The 13,799-nt window shown below is 37.6% G+C and carries 15 protein-coding genes; 9 read left to right on the forward strand and 6 right to left on the reverse strand.

Annotation, left to right across the window (positions count from 1 at the left end; genetic code table 11):
- Positions 1-753: a Kdo domain containing protein gene (locus KG732_RS01125; protein ID WP_213520396.1), complete on the reverse strand. Its 753-nt coding sequence runs from the start codon at positions 751-753 to the stop codon at positions 1-3.
- 96 nt (positions 754-849) lie between these two features.
- Between KG732_RS01125 and KG732_RS01130 the strand changes: the two genes are divergently transcribed.
- Positions 850-1,641 (forward strand): glycosyltransferase family 2 protein, encoded by a 792-nt coding sequence (locus KG732_RS01130; RefSeq protein ID WP_213520398.1) that lies wholly within the window; start codon positions 850-852, stop codon positions 1,639-1,641.
- Position 1,642: 1 nt separating this feature from the next.
- On the opposite strand, the gene KG732_RS01135 is transcribed toward KG732_RS01130, so the two are convergent.
- Positions 1,643-2,575, reverse strand: a complete 933-nt coding sequence (locus KG732_RS01135) for a glycosyltransferase family 2 protein (RefSeq protein ID WP_213520400.1) — start codon at positions 2,573-2,575, stop codon at positions 1,643-1,645.
- A 115-nt stretch (positions 2,576-2,690) separates the two neighbouring features.
- Between KG732_RS01135 and KG732_RS01140 the strand changes: the two genes are divergently transcribed.
- From KG732_RS01140 to KG732_RS01165, 7 genes are all read left to right on the forward strand, one after another.
- Positions 2,691-3,338 carry an L-threonylcarbamoyladenylate synthase gene (locus KG732_RS01140; RefSeq protein ID WP_292891565.1) on the forward strand — a complete coding sequence of 216 codons (648 nt, stop codon included), beginning with the start codon at positions 2,691-2,693 and terminating at the stop codon, positions 3,336-3,338.
- A 2-nt stretch (positions 3,339-3,340) separates the two neighbouring features.
- On the forward strand, positions 3,341-4,768 hold the full coding sequence (locus KG732_RS01145) for an HD domain-containing protein (protein WP_213520404.1): 1,428 nt from the start codon (positions 3,341-3,343) through the stop codon (positions 4,766-4,768).
- A gap of 123 nt (positions 4,769-4,891) precedes the next feature.
- The gene (locus KG732_RS01150; RefSeq protein WP_213520406.1) at positions 4,892-5,338 is read left to right on the forward strand and encodes a hypothetical protein; all 447 of its coding nucleotides are present in this window, start codon (positions 4,892-4,894) and stop codon (positions 5,336-5,338) included.
- The gene (locus KG732_RS13010) at positions 5,339-5,473 is read left to right on the forward strand and encodes a hypothetical protein (protein ID WP_300980263.1); all 135 of its coding nucleotides are present in this window, start codon (positions 5,339-5,341) and stop codon (positions 5,471-5,473) included.
- The gene (gene pepT, locus KG732_RS01155) at positions 5,470-6,723 is read left to right on the forward strand and encodes a peptidase T (RefSeq protein ID WP_213520408.1); all 1,254 of its coding nucleotides are present in this window, start codon (positions 5,470-5,472) and stop codon (positions 6,721-6,723) included. The genes KG732_RS13010 and pepT overlap by 4 nt, the downstream gene beginning before the upstream one ends.
- A 411-nt stretch (positions 6,724-7,134) precedes the next feature.
- A complete protein-coding gene (locus KG732_RS01160) occupies positions 7,135-7,746 on the forward strand; it encodes a hypothetical protein (RefSeq protein ID WP_213520410.1) in 612 nt (203 codons plus the stop codon).
- 108 nt (positions 7,747-7,854) lie between these two features.
- Positions 7,855-8,346, forward strand: a complete 492-nt coding sequence (locus KG732_RS01165) for an SRPBCC family protein (protein WP_213520412.1) — start codon at positions 7,855-7,857, stop codon at positions 8,344-8,346.
- 147 nt (positions 8,347-8,493) lie between these two features.
- Here KG732_RS01165 and yajC read toward each other — a convergent pair whose 3' ends face one another.
- The 4 genes from yajC to KG732_RS01185 form a co-directional block, all read right to left on the reverse strand.
- Positions 8,494-8,796, reverse strand: a complete 303-nt coding sequence (gene yajC / locus KG732_RS01170; RefSeq protein WP_213520414.1) for a preprotein translocase subunit YajC — start codon at positions 8,794-8,796, stop codon at positions 8,494-8,496.
- 12 nt (positions 8,797-8,808) lie between these two features.
- Positions 8,809-9,282 carry a DUF1573 domain-containing protein gene (locus KG732_RS01175; protein ID WP_213520416.1) on the reverse strand — a complete coding sequence of 158 codons (474 nt, stop codon included), beginning with the start codon at positions 9,280-9,282 and terminating at the stop codon, positions 8,809-8,811.
- Between the two features lie 82 nt (positions 9,283-9,364).
- Positions 9,365-10,300: a transcription antitermination factor NusB gene (gene nusB, locus KG732_RS01180; RefSeq protein WP_213520418.1), complete on the reverse strand. Its 936-nt coding sequence runs from the start codon at positions 10,298-10,300 to the stop codon at positions 9,365-9,367.
- A 131-nt stretch (positions 10,301-10,431) separates the two neighbouring features.
- A complete protein-coding gene (locus KG732_RS01185) occupies positions 10,432-11,535 on the reverse strand; it encodes a Glu/Leu/Phe/Val dehydrogenase (RefSeq protein ID WP_292891552.1) in 1,104 nt (367 codons plus the stop codon).
- A gap of 138 nt (positions 11,536-11,673) precedes the next feature.
- On the opposite strand from KG732_RS01185, the gene KG732_RS01190 reads away from it, so the two are divergent.
- On the forward strand, positions 11,674-13,434 hold the full coding sequence (locus tag KG732_RS01190) for an ABC transporter ATP-binding protein (protein WP_213520421.1): 1,761 nt from the start codon (positions 11,674-11,676) through the stop codon (positions 13,432-13,434).
- The last annotated feature ends 365 nt before the right edge of the window (positions 13,435-13,799 follow it).

Genomic DNA, 13,799 nt, shown 5'->3' on the forward strand with positions numbered 1-13,799 from the left:
TTACAATATTTTTTTTATTCTTTTCTTTAAACGTTTTTTCCTATGAAAAGCCTCTTGAAAATTCTGTGTGTATTTCCACATGGTATCTATAGTCGTATGAGCGTCTTCATCAGAAAGTCTAGCATAAGCTGTTCCCATAACTTCATACATCCATTTTTTAGGAGACAGGCGTTCAAAGTTTTTAAGTCGATCCTCATAAGGTATATTATAAAACTTCATCCTATTGAGATCTACTAAAAAAAAGTAATAATGACCATCTCGCTTCTTTATGAGGGTATTTCCTGGAGAGTGATCCATAAAATAAATTCCAGCGTCATGCATGTCATACATAAACTTTGAAAACTGCTGCAATATAGTCACTTTATCTTGTAACGCCTCATCGTTCGTAATCTCTCGGTAGGTAAAATCGTGCGCTACATAAGCGCTGACATAGTAACTCGCCTGCAAGCCTACCCCACTGAATTGCTCAAAATAGGCAATAGGCATAGGGGTTCCTATATTGTTTTTTACTAGATGTTGCGCGTTGTAATAAGACCTGGCAGCCTTTGATTTTCTAAAAAACCTGTAGGCGATCTTATTAATAAAATTAGGTGTTTTGAAGGATTTAACTACCAGTTGTTGATTATCATAGGTCACAATTTTTATTATATTGCGATCATCTCCTAATTGCTGGGTGGATTGATGGAATAAATGGAGTATTTCTTGAAACCGCTTTCGCGAAAGCGTATTGCTTACCAAATTTTCTTTACTCATATTATTTTCATCGTTTACAGATTGCAAAGAAACGGAAAAACCAGCAAATGGACAGAATTACTTAATATTGCATTAGATCCATATTATATTTTTCAAATGTCTATAACTTGTTCCCTAGTAACCCCTACTTACAACTGGCCTGAAGCGCTAGAATTACTGCTATTGAGCGTTAAAAGACAACGTGTATTGCCCGACGAGGTGATCATTGCAGACGATGGCTCTACAGAAAAGACGCTAGAATTGATTAAAAGATATCAAAAAGATTTTCCAGTTCCCCTTATCCATGTCTGGCATGAAGATCAAGGCAATCGCAAGCCAGCTATCATGAATAAAGCAATCTCAAAGGCAAAGTATGATTATATTCTAGAGATCGATGGTGATATTATTTTACATAAGAATTTTGTTGAGGATCATCTTTCTATGGCTGAAGAAGGCGTTTACCTTTTCGGTAGCCGTGTCAATATTCAAGAGAACCATCTAGAAAGCTTATTTAAAACTAAACAAATCGATTTTAATTACTTCTCTACAGGTATTAAAAAACGCAATAGAACGCTTCGCATTCCTTTCATAGCTAACAGAGCAAAAAGAGAATCAAAAAGATCTAGTAAACTGCGAGGCTGCAATATGTCCTTTTGGCGTGCAGACTTTATTGCTGTAAATGGTTTTAATGAAGAGTTAGTTGGATGGGGAATTGACGACAGCGAACTCATACAACGCATGATCAACAATGGTGTTCAAGGCAAGCGTATCAAACATAAAGGCATTGTTTATCATATCTACCATAAGGAACAAGACAAAAGCCAAGTGCATTTAAATCTGGAGATAGAAAAACAAATGGAACGTTCTGGCACTACTTATGCCAACAAAGGTGTGGATCAATACTTATAAGCTATTTTTCTTGAAGAACTTGCTTGCAGCGCAAGGATTGATTTAAAGCCCCCCCCTTAAGTAAAGCAGTAAACAATTTTCGCTTTTTGGAACTGAATGGGCTGGTCAGTAAATATTTGATCGTGTAAAAGTAAAGAAGAAAACCATGGGCGATTCGGCCGTGATGTTTTTTAATAAGGTACAAGAGAGATAGTTTTTGTTCTATTTTTATATCTATATTTTTCTCTGTAGATTTTCCTTGGTAATGAATATAAGCTTGATTTGGATAATGATAAGTTTTCTCCCCTAAGCTAGTAGAAATACGTCTGCACAAATCGCTTTCTTCATAATATAAAAATAATGCGGTATCAAATCCTCCTACTTCATTAAAAGAGCTTGCTTTTACAAACATAAAACTGCCTGGTACATACCCACAGCTTATTGGTTCCGTATACACTTTTTTACGTTTAGGATACTTTACAGGATTGATAGACTCCATAAAGTCTCTTTTTAACAACTGCCGCAGAAGAGTAGCATGATGGTCTATAGAAGAAATTCTATCTCCGTTCTCGCTCATCATTTGCGGTCCACATACGCCAGCATCTGGCGTACTATCCATGAATAATTTTAAATCAAAGAGTGTGTTTTCTTGAGTAAATAAGGTGTCATTATTAATAAATGCGTAATACTTAGAAGGAGAAGCAAAATTAACTCCTAACATGTTACCCGCTCCAAAACCAGTATTGATCCTACTTCGGTATATCTTAATGGTACTAGACTTCAATTGCTTAAGTGAATTTTTCAGCACTTCATAATCCTGATAGGTGGAACCATTGTCCACTACTATTATTTCATAAACAATAGTATCATTTGTTTTTTCAAGCAGGGATGTAATGGCAGCTACCGTAAAGGTAGCACTATTGTAATTGACATATATGCAACTGACATCTAGCATCTGATAAAATTATTTAAGTGCCAAAGTTAGGTGTTCAACTTCTATTTAAAAACAATAGTTTTAAGTTCCATATAAAAAGCCGCTAATACATCTAGAAAAGTTAATTTTGCAACCTATGGCATACAGTGAAAGAAATAAAAATAGAAGAGACCAGGTTAGAGGTCGTAAGCCTAGTAAGGAGAAGCAAATCGAAGTAGAATTACCTCGAGAAGCCATCAATCTTGCAGTAACTCAATTGAAAAAAGGGAATACCATCATTTACCCTACAGACACTATCTATGGACTAGGTTGTGACGCTACTAACTACGATGCTATTGAACGGCTAAATAAAATAAAGGGACGTGATATATCTACACCTCTTATTGTTCTTGTAGATAGTTTCCAGATGCTGGATTCTATTATAGAAGATGTGCCAGACATGGCATGGGAAGTTCTTAAAGTGAATAAAAAACCACTTACCATTATCTACGACCGACCTAAAAACGTAGCAGAAAATGTAATTGCTCCAGACGGGACACTTGCCGTAAGAGTAACTAACGATCCATTGTGCCGGTCTATTATTAAAAAATTACGTAAACCTATCGTTTCTACCAGTGCCAATTTGAGTAAACATAAATCTCCTGTTCATTTTGCTGATATAGGAGAAGAATTACTTACAAGAGTAGATCACGTCATGGACATTCCTCTTGTCCATAAAAATATCCAACCATCTTCTATCATTAAGATTTCCAGTAATGGAATTATAAAAATCATACGCGAGTAAGCATGGATCAAAAAACACATTATCCTGAGGCCATTCAAGAAAACGTTTTTAGAACTTTAAGTCAAGCAGCAGAAGAACTTAACCTCCCTGCTTATGTAATAGGTGGATACGTCAGGGATTTTTTCTTGAACCGCGGTCAAAAAAAAGACATCGATGTGGTTGCGATAGGAAGTGGGATTTCACTTGCCCGAAAAGTAGAAGAGCTTTTACCACACAGTACCAAAGTTTCTGTATTCAAAAATTTTGGTACTGCGATGCTCAAAACCGACGAACTTGAACTAGAATTTGTTGGTGCTCGTAAGGAAAGTTATGATAGAGGAAGCCGCAAACCCGTTGTGGAAGACGGCTCTTTAGAAGATGATCAAAACCGCCGTGATTTTACCATCAATGCCATGGCTTTTTCCTTAAATAAAAATAGTTATGGAGCCTTACTCGATCCGTTCAACGGAATGGGTGATCTCGATAAAAAGATCATACGCACACCTCTAGACCCAGATATTACCTATAGCGATGATCCTTTAAGAATGTTGCGCGCCATCAGGTTTGCTGCACAACTCAACTTTAAAATAGAAGAAGGATCCTTTGAAAGTATCAAACGCAATGCCCACAGACTAAAAATCATCTCTAACGAGCGTATCGTTACTGAACTGCATAAAATCATGATGTGTGACACGCCTTCTTTTGGCTTTTTATTGTTAGAAAAAACAGGATTGCTACAATTGATCCTACCCGAATTAATTGCTTTAAAAGGGATTGAAGAAGTAGAAGGACAGAAGCATAAGGACAATTTCTATCACACCCTAGAGGTGGTAGACAACATCTCTCGCAATACAGATGACCTGTGGTTGCGCTGGTCGGCATTACTGCATGATATAGGAAAGGCACCAACTAAAAAATTCAGTAAAAAAGTAGGCTGGACCTTTCATGGACACGAATTCAAAGGTTCAAAAATGGTCTACCATCTTTTCAAAAGGTTAAAAATGCCTTTAAATGATAAGATGAAATTTGTTCAGTTAATGGTGCGCATGTCCTCAAGACCTATTGCGGTAATTGACGAAAGCGCCACAGACAGTGCTGTAAGAAGACTGGTTCATGATGCTGGAGAACACATCGAGAGTCTCATGACTTTGTGTGAAGCAGATATTACCACGAAGAATCCGCGTAGGTTCCAACAGTATCATCACAACTTTCAACAAGTTAGAGATAAAATTGTAGAAGTAGAAGAACGTGATCATGTACGTAATTTCCAACCACCAGTTACCGGAGAAGAAATCATGAAAGCCTTTGATTTAAAACCATGTCGAGAGATAGGCCAAATTAAAATGGCTATTAAAGACTCTATTCTAGACGGAGTGATTCCTAACGAACACGATGCCGCTTACAAATTCATGATTAAAAAAGGGAAAAGTCTAGGACTAACACCTAAGTAACCAAAGGTCTTTATACACAGTCTTTTAAATACTTTTTCTACATGACTTTAAGCAAGAAATCAGTTTCAGTAATCTAATTCGATTTTTTTGTTCAACCCATCTCTATCAATTACCTTTAGTGCTATGAAAAAAATACTTTTTCTTTTTTTATTAGTCCTAATCAGCAGTATTTCTTGTGGTCAAGAGTTGGGTGGCAATGAATTAGAAGGTTTTAATTTATTTTTAATGCCTGCCCCACAAATTAATGTAAGCTTAAGTCTGGACAGCACTAACATCGTTAATCCAACTACGGGTTTTTCTGTTACACCAGGCGCGCAAACCATAGATATGATGGCGGTTTATCAAGATATGAACTCCTTACAAGCCAAACCTTACACCCCTAACTCCAATACAGATTTTGGGAGGCTGCGTTTTAAAAGCGATCGCAAAGGCGTTAACTTATCTATCAACAATAACGATCGATTTGCCAGAGAGTTCAGGTCCAGCAACCCGGCCTTTTTTGAAGCCAATAGAAATACAGCTCTTCAAAGAGCTTACAATCCGCTGTCAATTTATAATAACAATTGGTAAGTGACCTGTATACCACTTCCCCAACCCTCTATTTACCTTGATGATAGTAGTATATTTCAATATGTTTTTAATAATGCTGCTTTCGCGAAAGCGGTACCAATAACTATCTTTACCGTAACTAATTACAAAACATGAAAAAACAAGATATACTTGAACGTTTTATCAGTTATATCAGCATAGATACTGAATCTGATCCAACTAGTGATACCACCCCTAGCAGCGAAAAACAATGGGATCTTGCGCGTAAATTACATCAAGAACTCTTGGACATGGGAATGAGTGATGTAACTATTGATGAGAATGCCTACATCATGGCAACCCTGCCGTCTAATGTGCATCATAAAACACCTACCATAGGCTTTATATCGCATTTTGATAGCACTCCAGACTTTACCGGTAAGAATATCAGACCACAAATAATTGAAGATTACGACGGTGGCGACATTCCACTTAAAGGTTCTGATCTTGTGCTTTCCCCAGATTATTTTGAAGATCTAAAACAATATAAAGGACAGACCCTTGTCACTACTGATGGAACAACCCTTCTTGCAGCAGATGATAAAGCCGGAATAACAGAAATCATGACGGCAATGAAACACCTGATCGAGAATCCGCAAATCCAACACGGTACTTTAAAAGTAGGTTTTACTCCTGATGAGGAGATAGGCCGCGGTGCGCATAAGTTTGATGTAGAAAAATTTGGTGCCGACTGGGCGTATACCATGGATGGAAGTCAAATAGGCGAATTAGAATATGAAAACTTTAATGCAGCTGGTGCTGTAGTTACTTTTTACGGCAAAATTGTTCACCCTGGCTATGCAAAAGGAAAGATGATCAACTCCATGTATATGGCACAAGAGTTTATAGATGCCCTACCTCGACTGGAAACTCCTGAACATACAGAAGAATACCAAGGTTTCTTTCACTTGCACGACATGAAAGGAGCTGTTGAGAAAACAGAATTGCACTATATTATTAGGGATCACGATAAAGAACATTTTGAAGCACGTAAAGAAATGATGCATAGGTTAGTTAGTGCTCTTAATGAACAATACGATCGGAAGGCAGTTAGTATAGTTATAAAAGACCAATACTATAATATGCGCGAAAAAATAGCCCCAGTAATGCATATAATAGATGTAGCAGAACAGGCTATGAAAGATGTAGGGATTGTCCCACTAATCAAACCTATACGCGGTGGCACCGATGGATCTCAACTGAGTTATATGGGCTTGCCTTGCCCTAATATTTTTGCTGGAGGCCATAATTTTCATGGCCCATATGAATATGTCCCTGTAGAAAGTATGATCAAAGCCACCGAAGTGATTATACGTATTGCCGAACTTGTAGCTCAAGAAAATCATAATTATAACGTACCTGAGTAGCCTTCAAAAGTAGTGTAAGCAGCACAGCAAATAAAAAAACGTGACTTGAGAACTTAAAAGCGGCTCTTACTTTGCCCACAGACCTTGGTAAGATTCTTCTTTACCTAACAACCACCACATTTAAGACAACCATGTGATTTTAAAAACAAAAACATCATTCCTATACTGACGTTCTATTCAATTGAATCAGCTTGCACAAAAAAATCGATTCCTTATCTAATTTAGAAAGTATCTTTGGTAATAAAACAACTGTGAAAAATAGCCCTTCTCAACCTTTTTGTAGAAATATGCTTTTCAACAAAATGGGATTTTTGCAAAATAAAAAAGCTGGAATTTGCAGAAAATAACTTTCTATTTCACGCAACTAATTTATCTTTATGGTATCTTACTAACCTAACAGTTACTACACATATGAAAAATATCCTAATAGCCGTAGCAGCCTTCCTGATAACAGCTACTGCTTTTGCCCAAGAATCAGAATCCCTTGAAGAAACTGATAATCAAAAACGACTGAATACATTCAACGAAGTTAAAAAGCATGAAGTCAGTCTTGATGTTGTTGCAGCCATAGCCGGTTTAGGAATTAACCCTAGATATGAATACGTATTGGGAAGATATTCTGGAGTAGGAGTAGATCTTAACATTGGGATTTTAGATGATGATGATAGTTTTGATTATTACGAGACTTTTAGCATCACGCCTTATTACCGACAGTACTTTTTCTCAAAAGAAGACTATGGTGCCAAAGGATTTTATGCAGAAGGATTTGCAAAGGTGTTTACCTTTGAGGATAGTTACTTTGAAGGAGGAGATGGTTTTGGGCCTGGCCGTAATGTGACTGATTCTTATACCGAAGCTGCTCTAGGTGTAGGAATCGGATGGAAATGGGTGAGTGATAGTGGCTTTCTTATTGATATAGGATTTGGATTAGGCCGTAATTTAGGTCTTGCAAGCGATCCACAAGGATATGATTTACCCGAAGTGACTGGACGTGGTGGAGTCAACTTCGGTTGGAGGTTTTAACCCTGAATACCCATTACTTTATAACACATGAAACGAGCCCCAAGGCTCGTTTTTACGTTACTTTTGTATAAGGTGATCATCAAAACTTATTTTATCAACAAAAAATTAATGCCAAAACTACAGCTAGAAACAATTATTAATGCGCCTATAGAAAGAGTCTTTGATCTAGCAAGAAGTATTGATTTGCACCTGCTCTCTCTAAAACACACTCATGAAAAAGCAGTGGCTGGAAGGATGACAGGACTGGTAGAAAAAGGGGAGACAGTCACTTGGCGTGCCAGGCACCTAGGAGTTACTCAAGAACTCACCAGCCTCATCACAGATGTAGATCCCCACCACTATTTTGCAGATGAGTTGGTAAAAGGAGCCTTTCAACATTTTAAACACGAACACTTTTTTGAGAAACTAGAAAATGGTCGTACGTTGATGAAAGATATATTTGACTACACTTCTCCTTTAGGTCTTTTAGGTAAACTAGCCGACCTTCTTTTTTTAGAAAAATACATGACCAAGTTGTTAGAGCAAAGAAACAGTACGTTAATAGAGGTTGCTGAGAATCAGCGATGGAAAGAACTTCCTGGGATGGAACCGCATTTGTAAAGCGCTCTAATTTGATATAAGCAAAGCATTTCAAGTAGCATCACCTATCGCGCCGTACAAAAGGCAGCTGCTGTGCAGGAATGTAAGGATGGCCCACAAAAAAAGCCCTTAATTTCTCAAGGGCTTTATCAATACATGGTACTATATTTAATTTTCTTTAGTGATCACTGTCTCGTTGAGTTTCTTAGAAAGCTCTGCTGAAATAGCACTTCTTTCAAAAGTCATCTTACCAGCTCCGGTTTCTATTATCACAGTACCTTTATCAGCATTGATCTGATTTACTTTACCGTGAATACCACTGGTGGTGATTACTTTATAACCCACTTTAAGTGAGTCTGAAAATTCTTTTTCTTCCTTACGTTTTTTTGATTGAGGTCTCATTATTAAAAAATAAAAGACAACAATAATAAGTAAGTAAGGAGCAAAATTTAATATGGTGTTAGTGTCCATTAAAACAGTTTCTTAGGAGTTAGGTGCAGCGGGCTTCGCTTTAGGTGTCACAAAACCTTTGATGCGGATCGATTCTGTTCCCGACTCTGTATTTGCTTTAATTGTTACCGTTTTGGTTTGAGCGTTTGGCTTTCCGTTAGTATTAAATTTTACTAGCATAGTACCTTGAGCACCTGGAGCTATAGGCTCTTTAGACCATGTAGGAACCGTACATCCACAAGATCCTTTTGCGTTTACTACAATAAGTGGAGCACTACCCGTATTGGTAAACTGGTATTCGTGTTCTACAACAACGCCTTCTTCTACCGTACCAAAATCAAATTCAGTTTCCGTAAAAGTCATTTCTGGAAAGTTACCCGCAACTTCCTTATTGGCCGCAGCTGCAGTAAGGTTTGCTTGATCGATTGTTGCTGATTCTGCTTTCTCGTTACAGCTTGTTAAAGCCATTGTAGCCACAGCAGCTAGCATTAAAACTAATTTTTTCATTTTGTTTTTATTTAATATTACTTATACATGTGGAACAAATGTAATTAAAAACATCATTCCAACCAATGTCATTAACACTAGGTTACATCAATCCGCGTCCCATTTTATTTAATTCCTCACTTTTCTCCAACTCTTTCAATAAATTATCTAGAATTCCATTGATAAAAGTCGCGCTCTTAGGGGTGCTATAGTCTTTTGCGATTTCCAAATATTCATTTAGAGTGACCTTTACTGGAATATCAGAAAAATAAAGAAACTCGGCCTGAGCCATAAGCAGGAGTACCAGATCAATTTGAGCGATACGCTCCGTGTCCCAATTAGGAGTTTTACCTTCAATACGGGCAGAAAGTTCGTCTATATTAAGAATGGTTTTTCTAAAAAGACTCATGGTAAACTTTGCGTCTGAATCATCCTTAAAGAGCGGCGGAAGCACCACATCCTTTGCTGGTTTCACTTTACGTAAAAAATGAATGATCGTCGAGTTGATCAAAGGATAGTCATCGGTCCACGTGATATTGACATCTTCTAAATAATCCATCAATTCATCGCTAGGTGCAATGATATCCTCATAGATGTAGGTCAAGAATTTTAAATCCTTTTTTACCGAAGGCTCGTCGTCCATCGCATAAACTACAAAGGTTTTACTTTCTTGAATTTTATTGTAAAGGTTTTCAACATACTTAGAATCCAGGTGCCATGGATTTAAGCGGCGTTGTTGTAAGGCGGCTTTTAAAGCCTCACTTTCTCTCAATTTCAAGAGAATTTTATTATCGATCAACTGCCTTGAAGGATGGAGCTCTACACTTTTAGAAATACGTTGCCGCTTTTTGGTATGCTTATCTACGGCAACTTCGTGAATTTTCACTAGTAATTGTAACATATAAAGGAACAAGGTGTACGATTGCGTCATACTGGAGTTGATAAACTTTTCAAGATCTTTAAGATCGTCTGGACGTTGACGTTGAAAAGAAAAAACTGCTTGCATGACTTTGATGCGTAACTGTCTTCTGGTAAGCATAAGAACGATTTGTTTGTTTACTTAAGCGGGCTATGAGGTATGGTAGCTTTCGCGAAAGCGGAGTTATACTAACTTAAAACCTAGATTCTATTTCTAAAAATCAGGCAAAAATACTGTTTTAAAACGGACTACTATCCTTGATGTTCGTGTTTTCTGGCAGCAATACGGGCCTGAGCAATTTCTAAGGCAGCTTTATGTGTGGTAACACCAGATTCTTTAGCTCTATTGAGGATTTCTATAGTTGTGGTGTAAATATTCTCTGTTTTTCTCATGATTTCTGTGCGGTCATAACCTTCCAACTCTGCATATACATTGATGATTCCACCCGCATTTATTAAAAAGTCAGGTGCGTAAACAATACCTCTTTTTTGTAAAAGAGCCCCGTGCTTCACCTCATCTGCGAGCTGATTATTTGCTGCACCTGCTATGATGGATGCCTTAAGTTTATGAATGGTATGATCGTTTATCGTGGCACCTAAAGCACATGGAGCATAAATATCCATGTTTTCAGAATACAAATCGTTTCCCCCATAAATAGTGGCACCGTATTTATCCCTCACCTCTTCTAGTCTTTCTTGATTGAGGTCTGCAATAACAACTTCTGCTCCTTCTTGAGTCAAATACTCTACTAGTGTTTCTCCTACATTACCTATCCCTTCTACATAGATTTTTTTATCTTCTAGCACATCGCTTCCATACTTAAAGTGAGCGGCGGCTTTCATTCCCATAAAAACACCGTAAGCAGTGATAGGAGAAGGATTTCCAGCTCCACCTTTATCTTGAGAGATGCCCGTCACATAAGGGGTTACCTCACGAACGGTATCCATATCTTCAGTAGTCATTCCTACATCTTCAGCCGTGATGTAACGACCACTTAAAGAATGTACAAATTCTCCAAACCTACGCATCAACTCTGGTGTTTTTTGAGTTTTTGCATCACCAATAATAACAGCCTTACCTCCACCGAGATTTAATCCAGTGATAGCACTTTTAAAGGTCATGCCTCGAGAAAGCCTCAGCACGTCATTAAGCGCCGCCCATTCATTTTCATAGTGCCACATTCGGGTACCCCCTAATGCTGGACCTAATACAGTGTTGTGAATACCGATGATGGCCTTCAATCCTGTATCTTTGTCGTTGCAAAAAACGATTTGCTCGTGATCGTCAAAGGAAACCTGACCGAAGACAGGATCCTGATGAATTAATTTATCCAATGAGTCAAATTCTTGAGACATAAAAAAGATGTTTAGGCGCTTTTGTATTTGTTATTAAAAAGCCTGCAAAAATAACGTCATTTTAGGGATTTAACAATTTACCATGCTTAATTTACCAACCAAATAAAAAATAGTTTCCCAAAGGAAATTCGATCGTCAATGAAAGAACTTAAAAAACTCAATGTACTCTTTGCCAAATACAAATGGCAACTTATAGGCGGGATTATTGTAACTATCATATCTCGCATCCTTTCTCTTTTTTTACCCAAATACGTAGGTAAGATTATTAATCTACTGAATGATTATGATCAAGGTACCATCACTGATCAACAGATGCTGCAAGATGACCTGACCTGGTACATCTTTATTATTATAGGAACTACCTTACTTGCTGCACTACTTACTTTTATTATGCGACAATTAATTATCGTAGTCTCTAGACACCTAGAGTACGATCTGAAAAACATCGTATACCAGCAATATCAAAGACTTTCATTAGGTTTTTACAAACAGAATCGCACAGGAGATTTAATGAATCGCATCAGTGAAGATGTCTCCAAAGTGCGTATGTACATGGGACCAGCGATTATGTACAGCATCAATATGCTGACATTGTTTGCCGTTGTTATCCCAGCAATGATCGACACCGCTCCTACCCTAGCGATCTATACGATTATCCCTTTACCCGTACTTTCCGTAGCGATATACGTGATTAGTCGAGAGATCAACAAGCGTTCTACATTAGTGCAAGAATATCTTTCTGATTTAAATACCATATCTCAAGAGTCTTTTAGTGGAATTTCTGTGATCAAGGCATACAATCTCGCCCCACAAATGACAGAGCAGTTTACAAAAGTGGCTAATGACAGTAAGGATAAAAACATCGACCTTGCCCGTATACAAGCCTTATTCTTTCCATTAATGGTGCTCCTGATAGGCTTGAGCAATATTATGGTCATCTACATAGGAGGAAAACAGGTGATCGATGGCACCATAGACGTAGGGACCATTCCCGAATTCTTGATCTATGTCAACATGCTTACCTGGCCAGTGGCTGTGGTAGGTTGGGTAACTAATATGATACAGCAGGCAGAAGCCTCTCAAAAGAGAATCAACGAGTTCTTAGATATTGATCCCACCATAAAAAATCTCAATGAATCAGCAACGCCGATTCAAGGAACGATCACTTTTGAAAAAGTGAACTTTACTTATGATGATACCAATATACACGCTTTAAAAGATATTTCTTTTGAAATAGAAGTAGGGAAAACGCTGGCCATTCTCGGTAAAACAGGAAGTGGAAAATCGACTATTTTAGAACTTATAGGTAGGCTTTACGATATTGATACTGGTTCTTTAAAAATAGACGGTATAGAAATCAATAGTTTAAACTTAAATCACCTGAGAACGGCAATAGGTTATGTACCTCAAGATGCTTTCTTATTCTCTGATACTATAGGAAATAATATTGCCTTCGGTAAAAAAGATGCCACCCAAGAAGAAATAGTAGCTGCAGCAAAGAATGCTGTGGTTCATAAAAACATCGCCGAGTTCACTAAAGGGTATGAAACCGTTTTGGGAGAACGAGGTATTACTCTAAGCGGTGGACAAAAACAACGGGTCTCCATCGCAAGAGCCATTATTAAAAAACCTCAAATTTTATTATTTGACGATTGTTTAAGCGCCGTAGACACGGAAACAGAGGAGAACATCTTGAACAATCTTAAAAAGATCACTCATAACACCACTACGATTATAGTGAGTCACCGTGTAAGTAGTGCCAAAAATGCCGATCACATTATCGTACTCGATGAGGGCACTATTATTGAACGAGGAACTCATGAATCCCTTTTAAATGACAAAGGCTATTATGCAGAGCTGTTTGCTAATCAAATGTTAGAAGAAGAAATCGACGATTAAATAGTAGCGTTTTTGACTTGTGTACTGTAAGTTTAAATCCACGTGTACGATCTTATAGGAGTTCTACCCCTGGTTCATACCTCAATTGTAGTCGTGCCCGAAAAAATCAGGAGCCTAAGTTAAATTCAAGAAAAAGTCTTAATGATACTGATCCGACAAGAAAAAAATCACTTTAAAATTTAAGACTCAAGTTGACTCAGAAGCTTTAAAAGAGCGTTGCACTGCCAAAGATATTGCTCAACGTTTTTATAATAAGGCTGAGCAAGTAAATCTGTCAAGGCGAGAGTTTTTAAGTGAAGCTAAAAGGTTGGTAACAAAGAGTACGCCTTCAAAAAATATCGCAGTAGAACTTAAAAAAACACCTT

It is taken from the genome of Nonlabens sp. (genome assembly GCF_018401815.1).
In the GTDB taxonomy this organism is placed as follows: domain Bacteria; phylum Bacteroidota; class Bacteroidia; order Flavobacteriales; family Flavobacteriaceae; genus Nonlabens.